22 protein-coding genes, 1 other RNA gene and 2 pseudogenes are annotated in these 21,765 nt (G+C 74.0%); 4 read left to right on the forward strand and 21 right to left on the reverse strand.

Features of this window, described 5'->3' with window-relative positions; translation table 11 throughout:
• Window positions 1-7: 7 nt before the first annotated feature.
• The 9 genes and pseudogenes from XF36_RS15075 to XF36_RS15105 form a co-directional block, all read right to left on the reverse strand.
• Complete coding sequence (locus tag XF36_RS15075; protein WP_145981374.1) at window positions 8-712, reverse strand: hypothetical protein; 705 nt, start codon at window positions 710-712, stop codon at window positions 8-10.
• A 62-nt stretch (window positions 713-774) separates the two neighbouring features.
• Window positions 775-1,062, reverse strand: coding sequence for a DUF1905 domain-containing protein (locus XF36_RS15080; protein ID WP_060712471.1), 288 nt, complete (start codon window positions 1,060-1,062; stop codon window positions 775-777).
• A gap of 20 nt (window positions 1,063-1,082) precedes the next feature.
• Window positions 1,083-1,676 carry a DinB family protein gene (locus tag XF36_RS15085; protein WP_060712472.1) on the reverse strand — a complete coding sequence of 198 codons (594 nt, stop codon included), beginning with the start codon at window positions 1,674-1,676 and terminating at the stop codon, window positions 1,083-1,085.
• A 236-nt stretch (window positions 1,677-1,912) separates the two neighbouring features.
• Window positions 1,913-2,143 (reverse strand): annotated as a pseudogene (locus XF36_RS35640) (SIP domain-containing protein); the annotation flags it as partial.
• Complete coding sequence (locus tag XF36_RS33330; protein ID WP_060712473.1) at window positions 2,140-2,538, reverse strand: hypothetical protein; 399 nt, start codon at window positions 2,536-2,538, stop codon at window positions 2,140-2,142. The gene XF36_RS33330 and the pseudogene XF36_RS35640, both read right to left, overlap by 4 nt.
• The gene (locus tag XF36_RS15095; protein WP_060712474.1) at window positions 2,535-2,903 is read right to left on the reverse strand and encodes an O-methyltransferase; all 369 of its coding nucleotides are present in this window, start codon (window positions 2,901-2,903) and stop codon (window positions 2,535-2,537) included. Before XF36_RS15095 ends, XF36_RS33330 begins: the two co-directional genes overlap by 4 nt.
• On the reverse strand, window positions 2,900-3,649 hold the full coding sequence (locus XF36_RS35645) for a DUF3291 domain-containing protein (protein ID WP_082375437.1): 750 nt from the start codon (window positions 3,647-3,649) through the stop codon (window positions 2,900-2,902). Before XF36_RS35645 ends, XF36_RS15095 begins: the two co-directional genes overlap by 4 nt.
• A 16-nt stretch (window positions 3,650-3,665) precedes the next feature.
• Window positions 3,666-4,064: RNase P RNA component class A (gene rnpB, locus XF36_RS15100), an RNA gene on the reverse strand.
• A gap of 166 nt (window positions 4,065-4,230) precedes the next feature.
• Entirely contained in the window at window positions 4,231-5,691 is a 1,461-nt protein-coding gene (locus XF36_RS15105; protein WP_060712475.1) for a protein adenylyltransferase SelO, read from the reverse strand.
• A 187-nt stretch (window positions 5,692-5,878) separates the two neighbouring features.
• Between XF36_RS15105 and XF36_RS15110 the strand changes: the two are divergent.
• Window positions 5,879-6,927 (forward strand): annotated as a pseudogene (locus tag XF36_RS15110) (SLC13 family permease).
• A 62-nt stretch (window positions 6,928-6,989) separates the two neighbouring features.
• On the opposite strand, the gene XF36_RS32470 reads toward XF36_RS15110, so the two are convergent.
• From XF36_RS32470 to cobC, 5 genes are all read right to left on the reverse strand, one after another.
• Window positions 6,990-7,157 (reverse strand): hypothetical protein, encoded by a 168-nt coding sequence (locus XF36_RS32470; protein ID WP_020622575.1) that lies wholly within the window; start codon window positions 7,155-7,157, stop codon window positions 6,990-6,992.
• A 198-nt stretch (window positions 7,158-7,355) separates the two neighbouring features.
• Window positions 7,356-8,498: a bifunctional RNase H/acid phosphatase gene (locus XF36_RS15115; RefSeq protein WP_202968577.1), complete on the reverse strand. Its 1,143-nt coding sequence runs from the start codon at window positions 8,496-8,498 to the stop codon at window positions 7,356-7,358.
• 2 nt (window positions 8,499-8,500) lie between these two features.
• Window positions 8,501-9,226 carry a zinc ribbon domain-containing protein gene (locus XF36_RS15120; protein ID WP_060712477.1) on the reverse strand — a complete coding sequence of 242 codons (726 nt, stop codon included), beginning with the start codon at window positions 9,224-9,226 and terminating at the stop codon, window positions 8,501-8,503.
• A complete protein-coding gene (locus XF36_RS15125; RefSeq protein ID WP_238589336.1) occupies window positions 9,223-10,350 on the reverse strand; it encodes a Nif3-like dinuclear metal center hexameric protein in 1,128 nt (375 codons plus the stop codon). The genes XF36_RS15120 and XF36_RS15125 overlap by 4 nt, the downstream gene beginning before the upstream one ends.
• A 56-nt stretch (window positions 10,351-10,406) precedes the next feature.
• Window positions 10,407-11,498: an Rv2231c family pyridoxal phosphate-dependent protein CobC gene (gene cobC / locus XF36_RS15130; protein ID WP_060712479.1), complete on the reverse strand. Its 1,092-nt coding sequence runs from the start codon at window positions 11,496-11,498 to the stop codon at window positions 10,407-10,409.
• 109 nt (window positions 11,499-11,607) lie between these two features.
• On the opposite strand from cobC, the gene XF36_RS15135 reads away from it, so the two are divergent.
• Window positions 11,608-12,066 (forward strand): low molecular weight protein-tyrosine-phosphatase, encoded by a 459-nt coding sequence (locus tag XF36_RS15135; protein WP_020622580.1) that lies wholly within the window; start codon window positions 11,608-11,610, stop codon window positions 12,064-12,066.
• Window positions 12,063-12,920 (forward strand): fructosamine kinase family protein, encoded by an 858-nt coding sequence (locus XF36_RS15140; protein WP_060712480.1) that lies wholly within the window; start codon window positions 12,063-12,065, stop codon window positions 12,918-12,920. Before XF36_RS15135 ends, XF36_RS15140 begins: the two co-directional genes overlap by 4 nt.
• 9 nt (window positions 12,921-12,929) lie before the next feature.
• Here XF36_RS15140 and XF36_RS15145 read toward each other — a convergent pair whose 3' ends face one another.
• On the reverse strand, window positions 12,930-14,207 hold the full coding sequence (locus XF36_RS15145) for an SAM-dependent methyltransferase (protein WP_060712481.1): 1,278 nt from the start codon (window positions 14,205-14,207) through the stop codon (window positions 12,930-12,932).
• A 37-nt stretch (window positions 14,208-14,244) separates the two neighbouring features.
• Window positions 14,245-15,609: an FAD-binding oxidoreductase gene (locus XF36_RS15150; RefSeq protein WP_060712482.1), complete on the reverse strand. Its 1,365-nt coding sequence runs from the start codon at window positions 15,607-15,609 to the stop codon at window positions 14,245-14,247.
• 121 nt (window positions 15,610-15,730) lie between these two features.
• On the opposite strand from XF36_RS15150, the gene XF36_RS15155 reads away from it, so the two are divergent.
• Window positions 15,731-16,435, forward strand: a complete 705-nt coding sequence (locus XF36_RS15155; protein ID WP_060712483.1) for a dienelactone hydrolase family protein — start codon at window positions 15,731-15,733, stop codon at window positions 16,433-16,435.
• 6 nt (window positions 16,436-16,441) lie between these two features.
• Here XF36_RS15155 and XF36_RS15160 read toward each other — a convergent pair whose 3' ends face one another.
• From XF36_RS15160 to XF36_RS15180, 5 genes are all read right to left on the reverse strand, one after another.
• Window positions 16,442-17,446 (reverse strand): aldo/keto reductase, encoded by a 1,005-nt coding sequence (locus XF36_RS15160; RefSeq protein WP_238588891.1) that lies wholly within the window; start codon window positions 17,444-17,446, stop codon window positions 16,442-16,444.
• A 24-nt stretch (window positions 17,447-17,470) separates the two neighbouring features.
• Window positions 17,471-18,952: an AbgT family transporter gene (locus XF36_RS15165; RefSeq protein ID WP_082375844.1), complete on the reverse strand. Its 1,482-nt coding sequence runs from the start codon at window positions 18,950-18,952 to the stop codon at window positions 17,471-17,473.
• 50 nt (window positions 18,953-19,002) lie between these two features.
• The gene (locus tag XF36_RS15170; RefSeq protein WP_238588892.1) at window positions 19,003-20,022 is read right to left on the reverse strand and encodes an alpha/beta hydrolase family esterase; all 1,020 of its coding nucleotides are present in this window, start codon (window positions 20,020-20,022) and stop codon (window positions 19,003-19,005) included.
• 257 nt (window positions 20,023-20,279) lie between these two features.
• The gene (locus tag XF36_RS15175; protein ID WP_060712487.1) at window positions 20,280-21,044 is read right to left on the reverse strand and encodes a creatininase family protein; all 765 of its coding nucleotides are present in this window, start codon (window positions 21,042-21,044) and stop codon (window positions 20,280-20,282) included.
• Complete coding sequence (locus XF36_RS15180; RefSeq protein ID WP_060712488.1) at window positions 21,041-21,703, reverse strand: FadR/GntR family transcriptional regulator; 663 nt, start codon at window positions 21,701-21,703, stop codon at window positions 21,041-21,043. Before XF36_RS15180 ends, XF36_RS15175 begins: the two co-directional genes overlap by 4 nt.
• Window positions 21,704-21,765: the final 62 nt, after the last annotated feature.

The following is a 21,765-nucleotide window of genomic DNA, read 5'->3' on the forward strand; positions in this document are numbered from 1 at the left end:
GCCCGGCTCAGGCGGGTTCGAAGTCGTAGACCCGGCCGCCGACCTGCATCAGGTCGACCGCGCCGACCAGGCCGCCGTCGCCCCCGCCCTGGTTGAACCCGGCGGCGTAGGCGGTCATCTGCGGGTACTCGGCCATGATCTGTTCCAGGGTGCGCTGCTCGCCGCCGTCGCGGCACTGCCGGTAGGCGTCCACCCGGCCGATCTGGTGGGTCAGGCAGAAGGTGCCGGCGCCGACGTCGTAGCGGGTCCAGGTGCCGGCGGGCGCCCGGTCGGGCGGGTAGGTGAGGACGTACAGGTCACGGTCTTCCAGGGTGCCCCCGTTGACGTCGACGGCGATCGCGAACGACGGCATCTGCCCGCTCGAGGAGGCCGGGTCGCGGTACGCCCAGTAGCTGGCATCGGCGAACCGGGACAACGGCCCGGCGACCTCGTCGGTGACGTACTGGCGCTTGTCCCCGTCGCCCGGGGTGCGCAGCTCGAGCGCGCCGGTACCGCCGTCGGGCGGGGCACCGTGGCGGGCGGTGTACTCGCGGCTGCCGGAGCCCTCGTCGAGGGTCCCGGCGAACTGGTTGGAGGCCGTCGGGGTGACGGTCACCCGCCCCGAGGGGCCGAACGGGCCGATCGCCAGGGCGGGCTGCAGTGAGGCGAGCCCGACCAGGGCCGCCACCGCCAGGGCGGCCGCGACCGCTCCGTTCCGTCGTCGTCGACGCATCCGTCCTCCTCGAGCGGGTCCGTGCTGGTCAACGACCGGACCGGCGCGGGGATACCCACTCGTCACCGATGGGTACGGATCTCCAGCTCGACCTGCACGACGTCGCCGATCTCGACCTCCTCGGCCCGGCGTACGGCATCCTTCACGGGTAGGAGGAACCCGCCGTCGCGCGGGAAGAGCGAGGTGCTGAACGGGGTCGCACCCAGCACGGCCTCGACGGGGACCATGTCCCAGCCGTAGGTGACGTCCCGCGCGACGTCGGCGACGACCGCCGCGACATCGTCCGGCAGCCGCACGAAACGGTACGGCGCCGGACCCCGCCAGTGCACGATCTCCCCCGCGATCCGCATGGCGACGATCCTGGCATTGCTCAGGCCAGCACGGTGCCCGGCGCGGCCTCGTACGGGGCGAAGAAGTCGTTCGCGGGGGCCCCGGCGAGGGTGAGCTCCAGCGCCGGGACGGCGGCACCGTCGATCTGCTCGCGGATGATGTCGGCGTGGCCCGCGTGCCGGGCGAACTCCTCGACCAGGTGGACGAGGTAGTAGCGGGCGTGGATCGGGCGCGCGTCGTGGATCCCGTTCCACGGGGTGGGCGGCGCCGTGGACTCCGCCGCCGGATCGGTCCGCGAGACGACGGCGAGCAGCTCGGCCCGTGCGTCGTCGAACTCGGCCAGGGTGCCGGCGACCGTCTCGTCGTCGCCGATCGCGAAGCTGGCGGTGAACTCGGCGACCGCGGCCGCGTCGAGGGGCTGGGCGGTGACCTCGGTGGTCAGCCGCTGCACCGCGCCGCGCATGCAGTAGGCGGCGTGCTTGACCAGGCCGCCGATCGACAGCGCGCTGCGGCACGGGGTCGCACGGGTCTGCTCCTCGGTGAGGCCGTACAGGGCCGAACGGATCGCCGTGAGCTGCTGGTCGATGTAGTGGAGGAGTCCGGTGGTCTCGTCGTGGCGGGCGGGTGCGTACATGGCGCCCTCCTGGGTGTTCGGGAGCGGTCGAGGACGACCCTGCCGCCCGATGCGGTCAGGTCTGGTCCTCGGCGGCGGAGGAGGCCGGGAAACCGGTGGGCGGCCGGCCACTGCGCCCCGACCCGGCGACGAGCTGACCCGCCCCGACCGCAGGAGTCAGTCCATTCCGGTCTCCCCGGCGCCCAGAACGGCTTGGTCACGACGTTGCGCCGGTGCCAGCCCCGGTCGCGGACCAGGTGCTCGCGCACCATCTGAATGGTCCCGGCCTCGCCCGCCAGGTACGCCGTCCCCGGTGTCTCCGGCAGGTTCAGCTTCGCCACGGCCGCGACGAGATCGGCGGACTTGACGGCCGATCGACCGTTGCGGTGGATCCACGTGACCTCGCCGGGTATCGGCAGCCGCTCCTGCTCGGTGTCGACCTCGATCGCCGCGTGCACCGGGGCGCCGTCGTCCAGACCGCGGATCATCGCGCCGAACGCGACCGCGGCGGTCTCGTCCCCGGCGAAGAGGTGGTAGGCGCTGGGGCGGGTGACGAACGAGCCCTCCGGTCCGAACACGCTGACCTCCTCGCCCGGACGGACCCGCGTGCCCACTGCGCGCCCGGCCCCTCGCCGTGATCGAAGATCCGCAGCTCCATGCGGGTTCCGTCGTACTCCCAGATCGAGTAGGTCCGCAGCGCGCCGACGAGCAGGTCGACGACCGGGTTGGCCGCCCCGGCCTGCACACGGATCTGCTGACCGGGCTTCACCTCGAGGTCGCGGATCCCGGCGCCGGTGAGGGTGATCGCCCGGAAACGGCCCGCGAGGGGCTCGACGTGCTCGACGGTCGCCGTCCGGAGCAGGGTGTCGATGAGTCGTTTCACGCGGGCACCGCCTCGGTCAGTACCGAGAACTCGGTGCCGCCGTGGAACGGGATGCGGACCGAGACGAACCCGTGCGCCGGGTCGCGGATCCAGGCGAGGTAGTCGGCGTAGAGGTCAGGCATCAGCCCGACGTCGTCGGTGATGACCAGGGCGCCCGGCCTCAGTGCCGGGGTCACCAGGCGGTGGACCTCGAGTGCGACGTCCGGGAAGCCGTCGTTGAGAAACATGTCGACCGGGCCGTCGAGGGCGCGCAGGGTCTCGCGGGCGTCGCCGACCCGGATCTCGACGTACTGCTCCAGACCCGCCTCGGCGATGTGAGCGCGGGCCCGCTCCGCCTTGCGCGGCACCCGCTCGGCGCTGATCACCGTTCCGCCGCCATTGAGCCCTTTTCAACCTGCCGTTCCGGCAGCTCAGGGGCCTGGTTGTGTGGGTGCAGACGCCGAGCTGGCGAGCCGGTGACCTGTGCAGCTGTGGTCAGAGCAGTTGCGCTGCAACCTTCGCGATCTCCTGACGCAGAAGCTCGCTGGTCAGGTTGAAAAAGGCTCATTGTCCCGGACCGCGGCACGAAGCTCTCCCGCTTTCGGCGGAGCACCGCGACATGGGCCGGGTCGCGATACACGAAGTCGGCCAACGCCTCGACAGAGGCCCACACGGACATGTTGACGATGGGCCTGTCGTCCCCGAACGCCCGGACCGCGGCGGCGTCGCCGTCTCGGTCTGCATGCCCCACCGGAACCCGGGCGCGCCGTCGACCACAGCGTTCACCGGGGCGAGGGCCTCGACGAACCACCCGAGTTCGGGGCTCGGACAGCGGAACCACCGGTAGCGCGATGTTGACCTGTGCGATCTCCCAGTCGCTCACGAAGCCGGACGCTAGCGAGCAGACGGCCCACGACGCCACCCCCGAGGAACCGCACCCATCGGGCTCCGCCCGCACCCGACACCGCTCGGAGATCAGGGAGGTGCGGCAGGGCCGGTGACCTCCGCACGGCGCGCCGCGCATGATCATGTCCTGGGCCCTCGCCGGGCTGTGGCACGTCGCGGAGAGACGGCGAGAGGTCGCGAGAGCATCTCCGCTGCTCAGCGCACGAACCCCGCTCCCCCGTCGCATATCGGGGAGAGCGGGGCGGACGAGTCGGTCTGTAAGCCGGATCCTGTTCCCGGGCACCTCACGGTGCTCCGTTCGGCGACCATCCATCTCGGCCTGCCGTCGCCGGCAGGCTCCAGCGGTCCACCCGCAGGCTCGGGCGGGCAGCCCTCGAACGCCTGCGCAGCCGTACACGTACGGCCTCTCGACCTTGCTCCGGGTGGGGTTTACCGAGCCACCCCGGTCACCCGGGGTGCTGGTGGTCTCTTACACCACCGTTTCACCCTTACCCCCGGCCCTGAGGCCGGTGGCGGTCTGTTCTCTGTGGCACTGTCCCGCGGGTCGCCCCGGGTTGCCGTTGACAACCACCCTGCCCTGTGGAGTCCGGACTTTCCTCGGCAGGACCCGGAGGTCCCGCCGCGGCCGCCCGACCGACTCGTCCGCAACGACGAGAATACTCATGCCGCCACGGCGGCCCGCACGACCTCCGCCAGTTCGGCGCGGCTCGGGCCCGCGGACAGCGGCGCGCCGACTGGTCGTGCTGCGCGGCTGGCCGGTCGCGCGCTACCGGGACTGGCTGGTGACGGTCGCGGAGTGCTCGCTTCTCACGTCCCGCAGAACGTGCTGAACGGCGGCGCGTCCGGCCCGGCGGGCAGGGCGTAGCGCTCGTAGCCCTCGCGCTCGGTGAACGGGTCCGCGAGGACCTGCAGCAGCCACTGCACCGGTTCCAGGTCCCCCTCGACGGCGGCGTCCAGCGCCTCCTCGACGAGGTGGTTGCGCGGCACGTAGACCGGGTTGACCCGGTCCATCGCGTCGGCGTCCGGGCCGGCGGCCCGCCAGGAATCCAGCCACGGGTCCAGCGCGGCCGGGTCGGACAGCAGGTCGCGGACCGGCCCCGCGTCACCGCGGGCGGCCTCGGACAGCCGTCGGAAGAACAGGGTGTGGTCGGGCTTCTGGTCCTCGATCACCGCGAACAGGTCGGCGAGCAGCTCCGCGGTCCCGACGCCGATCTTGGCCAGGTAGCCGCGGTCGTGGGCGCCGCGGTAGGCGTCGGCGAAGCCCGCCAGCTCCTCGGTCGCGAGGCGGACCGCCTCCTCCTGGGAGTCGGCGAACAGGCCCAGCAGCGACTCCCCGAAGCGGGCGAGGTTCCACTGCGCGATGCCGGGCTGGTTGCCGTAGGCGTAGCGGCCGCCGGAGTCGATCGAGGAGTACCAGGTCGACGGGTCGTGGGCGTCGAGGAACGCGCACGGGCCGTAGTCGATGGTCTCCCCGGAGATCGTCATGTTGTCGGTGTTCATGACGCCGTGCACGAACCCGATCTGCATCCAGCGCGCGATCAGCTCGGCCTGGGCGACGATCACCGCGCGGTAGAACTCCAGCGGTGTGGACGCCTGCGGGTGGTGCCGGGCGATCGCGTACTCGGTGAGCCGGCGCAGCAGGTCGACCTCGCCGGTCGCGGTGTTGCTGCGCGATCCGCCTGCGCTACTCGCTGCCGCGAACTGGAACGTCCCCACCCGCAGGTGGCTGGCCGCGGTGCGGGCGAGCACCGCACCCGGCTCCGGGCCGCGGTCGCGCAGCACGGGCTCACCGGTCGCGACGACGGCGAGCGAGCGCGTCGACGGCACCCCGAGCGCGTGCATCGCCTCGGAGATCACGTACTCGCGCAGCATGGGCCCGAGCGGGGCCTTCCCGTCGCCGCCGCGGGCGAACGGGGTCCGCCCCGATCCCTTCAGGTGCAGGTCGCGGCGAGTGCCGTCCGGGGTGACGAGCTCCCCGACGAGCAGGGCCCTGCCGTCGCCGAGCCGGGGCGAGTAGTTGCCGAACTGGTGGCCGGCATAGGCCTGGGCGACGGTCGTCGCCGAGTCGGGCACGGTCGTGCCGGTGAGCAGCGCGACCCCCTCGGGGGTGCGCAGCTGCGCCGGGTCCAGGCCCAGCTCACGGGCCAGGGACTCGTTGAGCAGCACCAGCCGCGCGTCCGGCGTCGGGGCGGCCTGCCAGGGCACGAAGAGCCCCTCCAGGTCGCGGACGAAGGTGTTCTCGAACGCGATCTCGGTGGCTGCGGTCATGGGTTCCAGGCTACGGACCCGAACGATGGGCCGCCGGGGAGCACTGCGACGTCGCACCGGGATACCGTCCGGTGGCGATCGACCTCTCCCCTACGCGGGCGCTGGTGTTCCTGCTGGTGGCCGGCCTGCTCGCGGGTTCGGTGAACGCCGCGACGACCCCGGCCGTCGGCGTCGCGTCACTGTTGACGTGAGCCTCCTGCTGGCGGTCGCGCTGCTGGCCGCGGTCCTGGCCGCCGCGACGCTGCGCCCGTTCGGGCTCCCCGAGGCCGTGGTGGCGGTCCCGGCGACGCTGGTCGCCGTCGTCGCCGGGCTGGTGACCCCGGCCGGGGCGTGGACCGAGATCGGCGAGCTCGCCCCGACCGTCGGGTTCCTCGCCGCGATCCTGCTGCTCGGGCACCTCGCCGACGCCGAGGGCGTGTTCCGCTGGCTGGGCGCGCGGCTGGCGACGGCGTCGGCCGGGTCCCGCGACGGCTGCTGGCCGCGGTGTTCGTCGCGGCGGCCGGGACGACGGCGGTGCTGAGCCTGGACGCGACGGTCGTGCTGCTGACCCCGGTGGTGCTCGCGACGGCGGCCCGGCTGGGGGTGGCGTCGCGGCCGCACTCGTTCGCCTGCGCACACCTGTCGAACTCGGCGTCGGGGCTGCTGCCGGTGTCGAACCTGACGAACCTGCTCGCGTTCTCGCCGTCGGGGGTGGGGTTCCTGACCTTCGCCGGTCTGATGGCGGGGCCGTGGGTGGCGGTGATCGCCGTCGAGTACCTGGTGCTGCGATGGGTGTTCCGGCGGGACCTGGCCGCATCGCCGACGCCGGCCCCCGCCGACCCCGCGGTGCCCGTGCCGGCGGCGCCGGTCGTCGCGCTGGTGGTGCTCGGGCTGACCCTGGCCGGGTTCGCGGTGGCCTCACCGCTGGGCGTCGCGCCGGGCTGGGTCGCCGCGGCCGTCGCGGCGGTACTGGCGAACCTGGTGAACAACCTGCCCGCGACGCTGGTGCTGCTCTCCGCGCTCGGCCCGGCCGCGCACCCCGGGCTGGTGCTCGCGATGCTGCTGGGCGTCAACATCGGGCCGAACCTCACCTACGCCGGGTCGCTCGCGACGCTGCTGTGGCGGCGCATCGCCACCGGCTACGGCGACCCGCCGCAGCTCGGGACGTTCCTGCGGCTGGGAGCGCTCACCGTCCCGCTGGGCCTGCTCGCCGCGACGACCGCGCTGTGGGCCGCGCTCGCGGTCCTCCCGCAGTAGCCCCCGAGCGCACGACGGCCCCGCCCGGAGAGGGCGGGGCCGTCGCGGCCGGTGGACAGGGATCAGAACTCGTGGGCCATGTCGTGGCCGAGGTCGGTGTCCGGGTCCATCTCGCGGGCCGGGACGCCCATCGGGCGCGAGCTGCCGCGCCGCTGCTGGGGCAGCCGGGCGATCACCTTCATCTCGTGTGCCAGGTCGTAGCCGTAGTCGTGCTCGTGGATCTGCGACATCGCTGTCCTCACCGTCTCCCTGTTCCCCGCCGCCACCGAGACCGTCGTTCACGCTCCGTAGGTTGACCGCCCCGTACGGTGCACGCGAAGCATCGCCCAGGCGAGGAAAGGGGACAACTGTCCGGAGTCGACACCGCCCGAACGGGTCAGGACGGTATCGATCCAGCAGGTGGTGGCGCGCCGCCGACGCGCCGCTGGCTACCGGAGGCCGTCCAGGTAGGACGTCTCGTTGACCAGACTCACCGAGGCGCCCCCGTCGGGGTAGAAGTCGGCGATGTTGAGACACGCCAAGTCGAGGTGCATGCGGTACAGCACCTCGTCGCCGGCGCCGAGCGCGGTGCGCAGCAGCATCTTGATCGGCGTGACGTGGCTGACCAGGATCACCGTCCGCCCGGCGAACTCCTCCACGATCCGGGCCCGCTCGGCCTCGACCCGCTCCCCCACCGCGCGGAAGCTCTCCCCGCCCGGCGGTTCGACGTCGGCGGAGCCCAGCCAGCGGCCGTGCAGCTCGGGGTCGCGCTCGCGGGCCTCGGTGAAGGTGAGGCCCTCCCAGCCGCCGAAGTCGGTCTCGATCAGCCCCTCGCGGACCTCCAGCTCGGTCCCGGTCGACTCGGCGACGGCCGCGGCGGTCTGGCGGGCCCGGCGCAGCGGTGAGGACAGCACCGCCGCCGGCTCGACGCCCTGCCGCGAGAGCCGCTTCGCGATCGCGAGGGCCGCGGCGGCGGCCTGCTGCTGCCCCAGCTCGGTCAGCTCGAGATCCCCGTGGCCGGAGTAGCGGCGCTCGATCGACAGGTCGGTCTGGCCGTGACGCAGCAGGATCAGCCGCACCGGGGACCCGGTCTGCCCGGTCCAGGCCGCCGCTGCCGCCGAGTCCGTCGACGCGGTCGTCCCGGCGGGTGCCTTCGGCGCGGGCCCTGCCGCGGCGGACGGGTCCAGAGTCGGGCTGGACTCGCCGTCCATCGCGCGATTGGCGAGCGCGTCGGCGCGGGCGTTGTCCTTGCGCGGGATCCACACGAACGTCACCGCGTCGAAGTCCGAGGCCAGCTCGCGCGCGGTGTCGGCGAGCTCCTGCAGCGGCGGGTGCTTGATCTTCCAGCGCCCGCTCATCTGCTCGACGACGAGCTTGGAGTCCATCCGGGCCTCGACCTCGGTGGCCCCCAGGTCACGGGCGGCGCTCAGCCCGGCGATCAGGCCGCGGTACTCGGCGACGTTGTTGGTGGTGATCCCGAGGCCGTCGTAGACCTCACCGAGCACCTGGCGCGCTCCGGCGTCGAGCACGACCGCGCCGTAGCCGGCGGGCCCGGGGTTGCCGCGGGAGCCGCCGTCCGCCTCGACGACCAGCTTCACCGGCCACGCACCAGGATCGCTCCGCACTCCTCGCAGTGGACGACCTCGTCGGCGGGCGCCGTGCGGACCTGGCTGAGGAAGGTCCGGTCCAGCTCGAGCCGGCAGGCGCCGCAGCGGGACTCGAGCAGTTGCCCGGCCGCGACCCGGCCGCCGGCGCGGATGCGCTCGTAGTCGGCGAGCAGGTCCGCGGGCAGCGCGGCGACGAGCTCGGTGCGGGCACGGTCGCGCCCGGCGCGGGTGGCGTCGATGTCTCCCTCCGCGGACTCGCGCTTCGCGGTCACCTCGCCGACCGCGGTCTCGGCCTCGGCCAGCTCGCCACGGGCGTGGTCGAGCTCGATGCCGACCGCCTCGCGCTCCTCCATGATCCCGAGCTGCTCGTCCTCCAGGATGCCCTGGCGGCGGGCGAGGGTGTCGAGCTCGTGCTGCAGCTCGGTGGCCTGCTTGGCGGAGATGCCCGAGCCGGCGAGCAGGGTGTGGTCGCGCTCGGTGCGGGCCCGCACGCCGTCGATGTCGCGTTCGAGCCGGGCGATGTCGCGGTCGAGGTCGCCGGCACGGGTCTCGGCGCGGACCACGGCGTCGCGCGCCGCCCGGACGCGCTGCTCGGCCTCGTCCAGCTGCGCGAGCTCGGGCAGCGTCGAACGCCGGTGGGTGAGCCGGCCGATCTCGGCGTCCACCTCGGCCAGCGTCACCAGCTTCGCCTGCGCGGTGGGATCGGCCTTCATGCACTCGCCTCCGGTTGTCCTGCTGTCGTGTCGGACCCGCTGCTCGGGGCGGCGGTGGTCCAGGGATCGGTACGGGCCTGCGAGACCGCGACCGAGACGCTACCTGCGAGGGCCTCGGCCACGACCCCGGCCGCCTGCCCGCACCACGGCCACTCCGAGGCCCAGTGGGCGACGTCGACCAACGCGGGGGTCGGGCCGCCGGGGCCGGTCCCGGCGAGCGCGTGCTCGGAGGCGGGGTGGTGGCGCAGGTCGGCGGTGACGAACGCGTCGACGCCGGCCCGGGCCGCGGAGTCCAGGGCCGAGTCCCCGGCGCCGCCGCAGACCGCGACCCGGCGGATCGGACGGTCCGGGTCCCCGGCGCCGCGCACCCCCCAGGCGGTGGCGGGCAGCGCCGCGGCGACCCGGCGGGTGAACGCGGCGAACGGCTCGGCGTCGTCGAGCTCGCCGATCCGGCCCAGCCCCAGCGACGACGGCAGCGGCGCCATCTCCATCAGGTCGAAGGCCGGTTCCTCGTAGGGGTGCGCGGCCCGCAGCGCGGCGACGACGTCGCGGCGTCGCGACCGGGGCAGCACCATCTCCAGCCGGGTCTCCGCGACGCGCTCCAGGCGGCCGACCGACCCGATGACCGGGGCGGCGCCGTCGAGGGGCAGGAACTGGCCGGTCCCGGCGGTGGCGAACGAGCAGTGCGAGTAGTTGCCGATCGCGCCGGCTCCGGCGTCGGACAGCGCGGCGTGCACGGCGGCGATCGCCGGGCCGACCGGCACGAAGGTGACGATCTTGTCCAGGGCCGGGCCGGGGACCGGTTCCAGCGGGCCGGACGCGGTCAGGCCGAGGGCGGCGGCGAGCGCGTCGGAGACACCGGGGTCGGCGACGTCGGCGTTGGTGTGCGCGGTGAACAGCGCGACCCCGGCCCGGATGAGCCGGTGCAGCAGGGCGCCCTTCGGGGTGTCGGCGCCGACGCCGTGCACCCCGCGAAGCAGCAGCGGATGGTGGGTGACCAGCAGCTGGGCGCCGGAGGAGATCGCCTCGTCGACGGTCTCCGGGGTGGGGTCGACGGCGACCAGCACCCGGGAGACGGTGTCGTCGGGATCGCCGCAGACCAGACCGACCGCGTCCCAGTCCATGGCGAGCCGGGGCGGGTAGGCCGCGTCGAGGGCGGCGATCACGTCGCGCAGCGTGCTCACGCCGACACCGCCAGCCGGCGCAGTGCCTCGTCGAGGGAGTCGACGAGGCGGCGGGCCGTCTCCGGCGGGCGGACCGCGACCCGCAGGTGGTCGGGCCCGAGACCGGGGAAGGTGTCGCCGCGGCGCACCGCGATCCCGGCCTCGCGCAGCATCCGCCGCACCTCCTCGCCGGTGCCGTCGGGCAGGTGGAGCAGCAGGTACGGGGCGGGTCCCGCCGACACGGCGACGCCGGCGACGCCCGACAGTGCCGTGGCCATCGAGACGCGGTGCGCGGCCAGCTCGCGGGCCTTCCGGTCCGCCGCGGAGACCGCGTCGGGCTCGCAACAGGCGATGACCGCCTCCAGGGCAGGGGTGGAGACCGGCCACGGTGGGCGGGGTGCGGCGAGCCGGGCCAGCAGGTCGGGGGCGCCGAGCGCGTAGCCGGCGCGCAGCCCGGCCAGTGCCCAGGTCTTGGTCAGCGAGCGGAACACCAGCAGGCCGGGCAGGCCCGCGTCGCCGGCGAGGGTCTCCGGCTCACCGGGGACGGCATCGGCGAACGCCTCGTCGACGAGCAGGATCCGCCCCGGGCGGGCGAGCGCGCGCAGCGAGTCGGCCGGGTGCAGCACCCCGGTGGGGTTCGTCGGGTTCCCGACGACGACGAGGTCGGCCTCCGCCGGCACCGCGGCCGGGTCGAGCGCGTGTCCGGTCGCGGCGTCGGTCAGCACCCGCACCACCTCCACCCCGCCGCCGCGCAGCGCGGCCTCCGGCTCGGTGAACCCCGGGTGCACGACGGCGGCGAGCCGGGGGCGCAGCATCGGGAGCAGCGCGAAGCCCTCCGCGCTGCCCGCGAGCACCAGCACCTCGCTCGCGTCGCGGCCGTGGCGCGCCGCGACGGCGGCGCGGGCGCGGGCGTCGTGGTCGGCGCGCGGGTAGCGGCCGAGCCCGTCCAGGGTCGCGGCGAGCCGGTCCCGCAGCCAGCGCGGTGGGCCGTCGCCGATCACGTTGACGGCGAAGTCGACGAGCCCGTCCGCGGCCTCGGCGTCGCCGTGGTGCCGCAGGTCGTGGCCGCCAGCGTGATCCGTCCCGGCCGCATGGTGATCGAACGGCATCGGGCCACCCTACGGCGCGCACCAATGCCCTGTGGACAATGGTCCACGCCACCCCGCCCGAGGCGTCAGGGTCGACGTCGGCACCCCCGCTCCCCGGAGGAACGTCGCAGTGAACGTCGTCTTCGTCTGTACCGGCAACATCTGTCGGTCCCCGATCGCCGAGAAGATCCTCGCCGCCGAGGTCGAGGCCGCCGGGCTGGCCGACCGGGTGCGGGTGACCAGCGCCGGGACCGGTCACTGGCACATCGGGCAGCCGATGGACGACCGCGCCGCCGAGGTGCTCGCCGAGCACGGCTACGACACCACCCACAGCGCCCGCCAGGTCGACTCGGAGATCCTCTCCGCGGACCTTCTGGTGGCGCTGGACATGGGGCACCTGCGGACCCTCGAGCAGTCCGTGCCCGATCCCAAGCGGGTCCGCCTGCTGCGCTCGTTCGACCCGGCGGCACCCGCGGGCGCCGAGGTGCCCGACCCCTACTACGGCGGCCCGGACGGATTCGCCGAGGTCCACGCCATGATCGAGGCGGCGATGCCCGGCCTGGTCGAGTACGTCACCCGGAACGCATGACCGACCGCGTCGCCCGGCTGACCGGCCGCGCGGTGCGCGAGGGCCCGGCCGGCCACCCGCCGCGCGCGACGCTGGACGACGGCACCGTCGTCGTGGTGAAGGACTCCTCGGCCGACCGGGGCGCGGCCACCGCCGAGGCCGCGGGGCTGCGCTGGATCGCGGTGCCGGGCGGGCCACCGGTCCCCCGCGTGTTCGGCGCCGACGACGCGCTCCTGGTCACCGGGCTCATCACCCCGGGCCGGGCGACGCTGATCGCCGCCGAGCGGTTCGGCCGGGAGCTGGCTATGCTGCACGACGCCGGGGCCGACGCGTTCGGTGTCCCGCCGCCGGGCGGACCGGAGCTGGCGTGGATCGGTCGCACGCGGATGACGAACCGTCCCCACGACGGCCCCTGGGGCGACTGGTTCGCCACCGACCGGGTGCTGTCCTACCTGCGGGCCGCCCGGGACCGCGGCTCCCTCGACCCGGCCGGGGCAGCCGTCGTCGACGCGGTGTGCGGACGGATCGGCGCCCTGGCCGGTCCGGAGGAGCCGCCGGCCCGGCTGCACGGCGACCTGTGGTCGGGCAATGTGCTCTGGGGTCCCCGCGACGACGGGAACAGGGACGGCGCTGCGTGGCTGGTCGACCCGGCCGCGCACGGCGGGCACCGGGAGTCCGATCTCGCGATGCTGCACCTGTTCGGGCTTCCGTACCTCGACGTCGTCCTCGCCGCCTACGACGAGGCCGCCCCGCTCGCCGACGGGTGGCGCGAGCGGGTCGACCTGCACCAGCTGTTCCCGCTGCTGGTGCACGCGGTGCTGTTCGGGGGCGGATACGGCGCGCAGGCCGTCGCGGCCGCGCGCCGTCTCCGCTGATCCCCGGTCTCAGTACGCCCCGTGCTCCCCGCGCAGCGGGAACCCGGACCGGCCGCCGTCTTCGAGCTTGACCCCCAGCACCTGGTGGAGCTGGATGTTGTTCAGCTCGAAGCCCAGCCGGCACGCGGCCATGTAGAGCCGCCACACCCGGGCCCGGCCGACGCCCACCTCGGCCACGGCGTCGGTCCAGTTGCGCTCCAGGTTCGTGCCCCAGTCGCGCAGCGTCATGGCGTAGTGCTCGCGCAGGTTCTCCTCGTGCCGGATCTCGAACCCCGCCTCGTTCATCGCGTCCACCAGCACCGCGACCGGCTCCAGCTCCCCGTCGGGGAACACGTAGCGGTGGATGAACGGGTCGGTGTGGCGGTGGTCGGGCCGGTACGGCTGGGTGATGCAGTGGTTCAGCATCCGCCCGCCCGGCCGCAGCTTGGCGTACATCGACGCGAAGTAGGAGTCCAGGTTGGACCTGCCGATGTGCTCGGTGAGGCCGATGGAGGACACCGCGTCGCACACGCCGTCGGGGACGTCGCGGTAGTCGAGGTGACGGACCTCGGCCAGGTCGGAGAGCCCCTCGCGGGCGATCGCCTCCTGCGCCCAGGCGGCCTGCTCCTTCGACAGGGTCACCCCGAGCGCGCGGACACCGTGCTCGCGGGCGGCGTGGCGGACCATGCCGCCCCAGCCGCAGCCGACGTCGAGCAGCCGCATCCCCGGCTTCAGGTCCAGCTTGGTCGCGACCAGCTCGTACTTGGCCGCCTGCGCGGTCTCCAGCGACGCGTCGGCGTCGGGGTAGGCGGCGCAGGTGTAGGTCATCGACGGGCCGAGCACGAACTCGTAGAACCGGTTGGACACGTCGTAGTGGTGCGAGATGGCCTGCGAGTCGCGCCGCTTGGAGTGCAGCAGCCCCTTGGGGCGGGCCTCCAGGTCGGGCGGCGGCATCCGGTGCTCGCGCCAGTAGGGCAGCAGCCGACGCGCGAGCCACAGCTGCTCCCGGCGCGGGATCGAGTGCAGCGTCACCTCCGACATCGCGCGCAGCGCGGTGTAGAGGTCCCCGTCGACGTCGATCTCCTCGGTGACGTAGGCCCGGGCCAGCCCGAGCGAGCCGGGTGCGCTCACCAGCCGGGCCAGCGCCCGGGGCGAGTTCACCCGCAACGTGACCGGGGCGTCGTCGGGTCCCGTCCGCGACCCGTCGAACGCCTCCACCCGGAGCTCACGCGTCGAGCCCAGGACGCGGGACAGGATCCCCGCCACCGGCTCGAGCGACGCTGTCCGCTGTTCCAGCACTCCTGTCATCGCCGATCCCCTCCCGTGTCGATCCTCGCGGTGCCCCTCAGCGGCCGGTGACCTTCCGGAACAGGTCGGGTGCCCGACCGTCCGGGTCGTACCGCTGCTTCACCGCGCGGTAGGCCGCACCGTTGTAGTGGGCCCAGAACTCGTCCTCGCCGTAGTGCACGGTCGAGTACAGCGACTTGTGCCCGCCCAGGTCGGCGACACACTCCTCGATCAGCCGGTTGTGTGCCCACCGGTCACCCGGTTTCTCCGGCACCGACGACCAGAACCCGACGTTGACGTAGAGCCGGCCCGGCTCCATCGGGTAGAGCGGCCAGGTCCGTTCGCCCCGCAGCTGCAGCGGGCACAGCCACACCGGCAGCACCGGGATCTCGCGGTGGAAGAAGTCCAGGAACTCCGGGAGCCGCTCGACGGGGATCTCGACGTCCTGCACGACCATCTCCTCGGCCGTCCCGCCGAGGGCCTCGCGGACCCGGTTGGACGTGCCGTAGCGCTGGTCGAGGGCGACGAGCCGGCGGTAGACGTCCGACCGGCGCCAGCGGCGCGGCCAGAACCGGCGCACCACCGGGTGCTGCACGCCGAACGCCCGCGAGCACCAGAACCAGTCGGTGTCCCAGCGCCACAGGTAGTCGTGCACGGTGAGGTGGTCGACCGGGCGGCGCTGGAGCGACCGGTAGAACACCTCCTGACCGGTGTAGTCGGAGATCCGGGCGCCCGGCATCGGTGCGTCGACGAACTCACCGGTGGTCAGGTACTGCTCGTCGGGTCCGAACACGACCCCGTCGAGGAAGTCGATCTCCCCCGCGGCGACGAACCGCTCGATCGCCGCCGACGCTGCGGACGCGGTCGGGTGGCGGTGGTGGGTGAGCTTCACGAAGGGCTTCACCGGGGCCAGCTCGACGACCAGCCGCAGGGCGTAGCCGAGGGTGCCGTAGGAGTTGGGGAACGCCGCGAACAGGTCGGCGTGCTCGCCGTCGGGGGTGACGTGCAGCAGCTCCCCGGCCGGGGTGAGCACGTCCATCTCCAGCACCGACTCGTGCGGCAGCCCGGCGTGGAACGACGTCGACTCGACACCGAGACCGGTGACCGCTCCCCCGAGGGTGATGGTCTTGAGCTGCGGGACGACCAGCGGCATCAGCCCGTGGGCGAGGGTGGCGTCCACGATGGTCTCGTAGGTCGCCATCCCCTGGACCTCTGCGGTACGCCGCTCCGGGTCCACACCGAGCACACCGTTCAACGCGGAAGTGTCGAGTCGGCGCGCAGCGGCCCCGGTGTCACGGTCACCGAACCGGAACAGGTTCGACGACGGTTTCCCCAGCTGGACGGCGCCGGCTCCGGCGCGCGCCCGGCGCAGGTTCTCCACCGCGGCGTCGTGCGCGGTGCGGGTGGCGGTCCCGGCGAGCATGGCGGTGACGATAGACCCATATCGTTTGCGACGCTCAAGATTAACGGAGGGTCCTCCGTCACAGGGGCGCGACGATCTTCCCGGCGGGCGGCACCGGCACCGTCGTGATGTCATCGCCCGCGTGGCACACACCAACGAGAACCCCGCGCAGAACGTCACCTTCCCCTCCGGTGGCGGCACCGCACACGGCTACCTGGCCCGCCCCGACTCGGGGTCCGGGCCCGGCCTGATCGTCATCCAAGAGTGGTGGGGCCTCACCGACCACATCGTGGACGTCACCGACCGGTTCGCCGCCGAGGGGTTCGTCGCGCTGGCGCCCGACCTCTACGGCGGCCGCACCACCCACGACTCCGACGAGGCCGGCAAGCTCATGGCCGAGCTGCCGGTCCAGCAGGCGGCCACCGACCTGGCCGGAGCCGTGGAGTACCTGCTCGGGCGCGACGACGTGACCTCCTCGGCCGTCGGCGCCGTCGGCTTCTGCATGGGCGGCGGCTTCGTGCTGGTCCTCGCCGCGCAGCAGGGCGACAACGTCGCGGCCGCGGTGCCGTTCTACGGCGTCCTGAAGGAGGACTACCCGTCGTTCGCGAACCTGACCGCGGCCGTGCAGGGCCACTTCGGGTCCGAGGACACCATGGCGACGCCGGACGCGGTGAGCTCGCTCGCCGACCGCATCGAGTCCGAGTCCGGTACCCGCCCGGAGTTCCTGCAGTACCCGGCCGGGCACGCCTTCTTCAACGACGAGAACCACATGGGGACCTACGACGCCGAGCAGGCGGAGATCGCCTGGACCCGCGCGACGCAGTTCCTGCGCGAGCACGTGAAGTAGGCGCCGTCACCGCCGGGAGAACAGCTCCCGCGCGACGGCGGGCAGCGTGGCGGGTCCGGTGCGCAGCCGGACCCGCTGCGCGGCCGCGGTGAGACCGGCGTACTCGTCGGAGGTCAGCACGATGTCCGCCGCGGCCACGTTGGACTCCAGCTGCGCCACGCTCGACGCACCGGGGATGGCGACGGTGTTCGGGTGGTGCACCACCCACGCCAGCGCGACCTGGGACGGCGTCGCGTCGTGCGCGGACGCGACGTCGCGCAGGGCGTCGGTGAGCGGGGCCAGCGCGGCCAGGTTCTCCGGCAGCCACTCCGCCTTGCTGCGGCGCGCCGCGTTGGTGGGCCGGTGGTCGGCGTCGTAGCGGCCGGTGAGCAGTCCCTGGGCGAGCGGGCTGTAGGCCATCACGATGCGTCCGTGCGCGGCGGCGTACGGGACGAGGGCCCCGGCGGGCAGGCGGCGCAGCAGGCTGAACTCGACCTGGTTGGACAGCACCGGTCCGCCCAGCGCCTCCTCCGCGGCCAGCCAGCGCTCCAGCGAGTACGACGAGACACCTGCGTCGCGCACCAGGCCGGTCCGCTGCAGCTCGGCCATGCCGCGCATCGCCGACGCGTCGCCGATCAGCGGGTGCGGCTTGTGCACCTGGTAGAGGTCCAGCTCGGTCACCCCGAGCCGGGCGGCGGAGGCGACCGCGCGCCGGCGCAGCACCGGCCCCAGGGGCAGGACCGGGAAGAACTTCGTCGCGATCACGACCTCGTCGCGCCACCCGGGGCCGCCGCAGGCACGCAGCGCGTCGCCCAGGATCCGTTCGCTGCGCAGCGGGCCGTAGAGCTCCGCGGTGTCGAACACGGTGACACCCAGCTCGCGGGCACGGGCGACGATCCACCCGGCCTCCAGCGCGTCGCCGTAGCCCCACTCGCTCGTGCCGAACTGCCAGGTGCCCAGCCCCATCACCGACCAGCGTCGTGGTCCGGAAGCGAGGCCGTCGAGGTAGCGCACCTGCGCAGTGTCCTCCACGCCGCCGGGCCCGCCCGCACCCCGCTACCGCACGGGAGCCCCCGGTCCCAGCGGGATCCCCAGTGCCCACCAGGCGAAGAACAGCAGGGTCCAGACGACCGTCATCGCGATCGCGAGCGGGAGCGTGTACGACGCGAGCGTCCCGATGCCCGCGTCCTTGCGGTACCGCTGCAGGAACCCCAGTGCCATGATGAAGTACGGGCTCATCGGGGTGATCGCCGTCGAGCCGGAGTCGGCGATCCGGAACAGCGCCTGGGTGGTCTCGGGCGGCACCTCGACCAGCATCAGCATCGGCACGATCACCGGCGCCGCGATCGACCACATCGCCGTCCCGCTGGTCACCATCACGTTCACCACGGTGAGCACGGCCAGCACCATCAGGAACACGACCGGGATCGGGACGCCGGTGGTGCGCAGCGCGTCCGCGGCGACGACGGCGAGCACGTCCCCGACATGGGTCCAGTCGAAGTAGGCCAGGAACTGGGCGATCGCGAAGAACAGCGCCAGCACCGGGGCCATCTGCCGGATCCCGTCGGCCATCAGCTTCGGGACGTCCGCGGCGGTGGTGATCGTGCCGACCGCGCGCCCGAAGACCGTGCCGAGCAGGCCGAACAGCAGCGCGATGACCGCGCCGATCCCCTCCACCAGCGGGGACTCGACGATCGACCCGTTCTCCCCGCGCAGCGGCGACCACTCCGGGGCCATGACCGCGACGAGCAGCACCGCGAAGCCCAGCAGCACCCAGCCGGCGCGGCGCAGGCCGGACCGTTCGGCCACCGACAGGCTCAGGCCGGCGACGTCGTCGTCGGGGGCGTCCGGGTCGGGGTCCAGGTCCGGGCGCTTGGCCAGGACCAGCCGGGTCACCAGTGTGATCACCAGCGCGAGCACGACCGAGGAGGCGATGTTGAAGAACCAGTTGCCGACCGGGTTCACCACGACCTCCGGGTCCACGATCCGGGCCGCGGCGGTGGTGATGCCGGCGAAGATCGCGTCGTTCGGGGTGGGGACCGGGCTGGCGTCGTAGCCCGAGGCGATGGCGGTGTAGGCGACGACGATCCCGAGGATCGGCGAGCGGCCCACCGCGCGGAACGCGAGCCCGCCCAGCGGTACCAGGATCACGTACGCCGCGGCCGACGCGACGTGCGCGACGGTCCCGGCGAACGCGACCGCGAACACCACCAGCGACGCCGGCACCCGGGCGACCCCGGCCCGCATGGCCGCGGCGAGCAGCCCGCTGCGCTCGGCGACGGCGACGCCCATGATCACCGTGACGATGGTGGCCATCGGTGGGAACTGGGCGAAGTTGTCGATCATCGACGAGACGGCCATGGCGAGGCCGTCGCCGGAGAGCAGGTTCCGCACCGCGACCGGCTCGCCGTCGGGTGCCACCACCGCGACGCCCGCCGCCGCCAGTCCCGCGCTGATCACGGCGAGGATCGCCGACAGCACCCAGAACAGCCAGAACGGGTGCGGCAGCGCGTTCCCGACGCGTTCGACGACGGCCATCGCCCGCACCAGCCGGGGCAGCTCCCGGTCCGACGTGCCGGCGGGCGCGCTCACCGCGGACCCCCGAGCCCGAAGAAGTCCCCGATCAGCGCGGTGGCGCGCACGGTCCGTGTCGTGACGCCGCCGCCGGAGTAGGCGGTCGCGCCGGGCCAGGTGTGCCCGCCGCCGTCGACGGCGACGTGCGCCACCCGGGCTCCGTCGCGGCAGCCCCGCCAGGTCGCGATGGTGACGTCGGGCTCGATCCGGCGGGTCTGCGGGCGGGCCCGGCAGCCGTCGCGAGCGACCCACTCGGCGACCTTAGCCGGGATCGCGGGCAGGCCGCGGTCGGCGTCGCCGGTGTAGGGGATCGTGGCGTCCCCGGTGCCGTGCACGAACAGCGCGGGGACCGGGCGGCCGGGCCGGCACGGCGGCTCGCCGTCGCGGTAGTAGGCGCCCGCGACCGGGGCAATCGCGGCGATCCGGTCGGACATCCGGCAGGCCAGGATCTCGGTGAAACCGCCGCCGTTGGACTTGCCGGTGGCGAAGACCCGGCCGGGGTCGACGCAGAGGGTGGACTCCAGGTCGTCGAGGAGGTCCCCGGTGAAGGCGACGTCGTCGACGCCCGGCGCCGAGTACGGAGCGCCCTGCCAGGACCGCTTGCCCTCTCCCCCGGGGACCCCGTCGGGATAGGCGACGACGGCGGGCAGCCCGGACAGGCCGGAGAAGTTCTCGGTGGTGGCGCCGTCGTTGCCGCGGCCGTGGAAGACCAGGACCACCGGGATGGGCCGGTCGGGGCGGTAGCCGTCGGGCAGGTGGACCCGCACGCCGCGTTCCCGGCCGCCGCTGTCGACGGTGCGGACGGCGGTCGTGCCCGCTGCCTGCGGCGGTGTGGTGCCGCAGCCGGGGGTCGGAGCTCCGACCGGGCCGGGGGCCGCGCCGGGGCCGGGCCGCCCGGGGGCCGTGCCGGTGCCGGCGGGTCCGGCCGTCGTCTCGGGGCCGGGCGTCCCGCCCGAGGCGGGCGCGCCGGAGGCGGTCGGGGCGACGGCGGCGCCGGTGGTGAGGGCGGCCGCGACGAGGCAGGCCGTCGCCACGGCACGCAGGCGGGCTCTGCCCGGGCGTCGGGTCACAGCCGCCGGAGCGGACGGAGTTGTCGCGGGTCGTGGCGCTGCCGTCGGCCTCGGTGCTGACGATCTCGGCGCTGACGGGCTCGGTGCGGACATGGGGGTTCCCTTCGGACGGCGTCGTCGACGGCCGGTGCTGGTCCCGCCCGGTCACGGGCAGGTCGTGCGACGGGGGCACCGGTGGCGCCACCGCGGGAGTGCTGTGGGTCCGCACGGGTCGGAGGGCGTCAGGCCCTGAGCCACTCCGTGACGAAGTCGGTGATCCGGTCGACGATCGCGGCGACGATCGCCTCGCCGTGCTCCGGGTCGGCCCGGCGGGGTTCGCCGAGGACCCCGTTCTCCGACAGGCGGTCGTAGGGCGCGGTGAGCGTCGGACCACCGCGCCGCCGGGCCAGTGCGCCGAAGGCATCGAGCTCGGTGAGCCGGGTGGTCCCGGCCGCGAGCCGGTCGGTGTGCACCAGGTGCGGTGCGACGGCGAGCATCTGCGCCGTCTCGGCCTGCCCGCTGTGCCCGCTGACCTCGGGCGGCCCGGCCGCGGCGACGACGTCGGCGGCCAGCGGGGTGAGCGGGCTCCACGCGAACTGCAGGTCCGGGCGTGCGGCGAGGAGATCCTGCGCGACCGTCGCGAGGGTGGCGTCGTTCCCGCCGTGCCCCGTGACCACGCAGATCTTGCGCCAGCCGTGCCGGTACAGGCCCTCGACGTACTCGCGCACGAGCGTGGCGAACGTCGTGGTGGTCAGGCTGACCGTCCCGGCGAAGGCCAGGTGGTGCGGCGACACCCCGACCGGCAACGACGGCCCGACCACCGCGGTGCCGCCCAGTGCCACGGCGACCCGGTCGCAAACCGCCTCGGCGCGGATCAGGTCCGTCGCGAGCGGCAGCCCCGGCCCGTGCTGCTCGAAGGCTCCCGCCGGCAGCAGCACGACCGGGCTGTCGACGACGGCGGCCGCGGCCTCGACCGTCGTCATCTCCCCCAGGCGTCGCGTGCTCACGCGCCCACCGCCTCGGCGATCGAGGTGAGGTGCTGGCGGCAGAGCCGCTCGGCCAGGTCCGGGTAGCCCCCGCGGACGGCGTCGAGCAGCGCGACGTGCTCGGCGTGGTCGCGCTCGCGGTCGTCGTAGCGGTGCCGGATCTCGACCTGGTCGCGGGCGCGGATGTGCAGCAGCGCCTCCACCGTCTCGCGGAGCAGGGCGTTGCCGCTGGTCGCGGCCAGTGCGACGTGGAAGTGCACGGCCGGGCGGTGGTCGCGGACCGGCGGGTGCAGGGCGTTGGTGACGCTCTCGGCGAGCATCGCCAGCCCGGCGGTGTCACGCTCCCGGGCCGCGGCGGCCGCGATCGACGGTTCCAGGACGAGCCGGGCGCGGATCAGCTCGTGCACGCCGTCGGAGGTCCGCGACGGACGGTGCGGGTTCGCGAGCAGCCGCCGCCCGACCCCGTCGCCGACGTAGGTGCCCGAGCCGTGCCGAAACTCCACCGCACCGGTGGCCTCCAGGCGTCGCAGCGCCTCGCGGACGGTCGGGGTGGTGACCTCGAACCGTCGCGCCAGGTCGCGGGAGGACGCGAGCTGGTCCCCCGGGCCGAGGTTCCCGGTCCGGATGATGTCCATGATGTCGTCGGCCAGGCGCTCCGACAACGTCTCCCCTGCCGTCATAAAGTGACTAAATCACTTAGTCACCTCACCGGTCAATCCCTCTGATCCGTTCGGCGCTCGGG

The organism is Pseudonocardia sp. HH130629-09, from assembly GCF_001294645.1.
GTDB lineage: Bacteria > Actinomycetota > Actinomycetes > Mycobacteriales > Pseudonocardiaceae > Pseudonocardia.

Bases quoted from the DNA above. Each gene is read 5' to 3' on its own strand.
- XF36_RS15145 (WP_060712481.1), bottom strand. From the start codon at position 14,207: ATGACAGGAGTGCTGGAACAGCGGACAGCGTCGCTCGAGCCGGTGGCG.
- XF36_RS15125 (WP_238589336.1), bottom strand. From the start codon at position 10,350: ATGGACTGGGACGCGGTCGGTCTGGTCTGCGGCGATCCCGACGACACC.
- XF36_RS15080 (WP_060712471.1), bottom strand. From the start codon at position 1,062: ATGCGGATCGCGGGGGAGATCGTGCACTGGCGGGGTCCGGCGCCGTAC.
- cobC (WP_060712479.1), bottom strand. From the start codon at position 11,498: ATGCCGTTCGATCACCATGCGGCCGGGACGGATCACGCTGGCGGCCAC.
- XF36_RS35645 (WP_082375437.1), bottom strand. From the start codon at position 3,649: ATGCGACGGGGGAGCGGGGTTCGTGCGCTGAGCAGCGGAGATGCTCTC.
- XF36_RS32470 (WP_020622575.1), bottom strand. From the start codon at position 7,157: ATGTCGCAGATCCACGAGCACGACTACGGCTACGACCTGGCACACGAG.
- XF36_RS15165 (WP_082375844.1), bottom strand. From the start codon at position 18,952: ATGGCCGTCGTCGAACGCGTCGGGAACGCGCTGCCGCACCCGTTCTGG.
- XF36_RS15140 (WP_060712480.1), top strand. From the start codon at position 12,063: ATGACCGACCGCGTCGCCCGGCTGACCGGCCGCGCGGTGCGCGAGGGC.
- XF36_RS15120 (WP_060712477.1), bottom strand. From the start codon at position 9,226: ATGAAGGCCGATCCCACCGCGCAGGCGAAGCTGGTGACGCTGGCCGAG.
- XF36_RS15150 (WP_060712482.1), bottom strand. From the start codon at position 15,609: ATGCTCGCCGGGACCGCCACCCGCACCGCGCACGACGCCGCGGTGGAG.
- XF36_RS15075 (WP_145981374.1), bottom strand. From the start codon at position 712: ATGCGTCGACGACGACGGAACGGAGCGGTCGCGGCCGCCCTGGCGGTG.
- XF36_RS15180 (WP_060712488.1), bottom strand. From the start codon at position 21,703: ATGACGGCAGGGGAGACGTTGTCGGAGCGCCTGGCCGACGACATCATG.
- XF36_RS15105 (WP_060712475.1), bottom strand. From the start codon at position 5,691: ATGACCGCAGCCACCGAGATCGCGTTCGAGAACACCTTCGTCCGCGAC.
- XF36_RS15085 (WP_060712472.1), bottom strand. From the start codon at position 1,676: ATGTACGCACCCGCCCGCCACGACGAGACCACCGGACTCCTCCACTAC.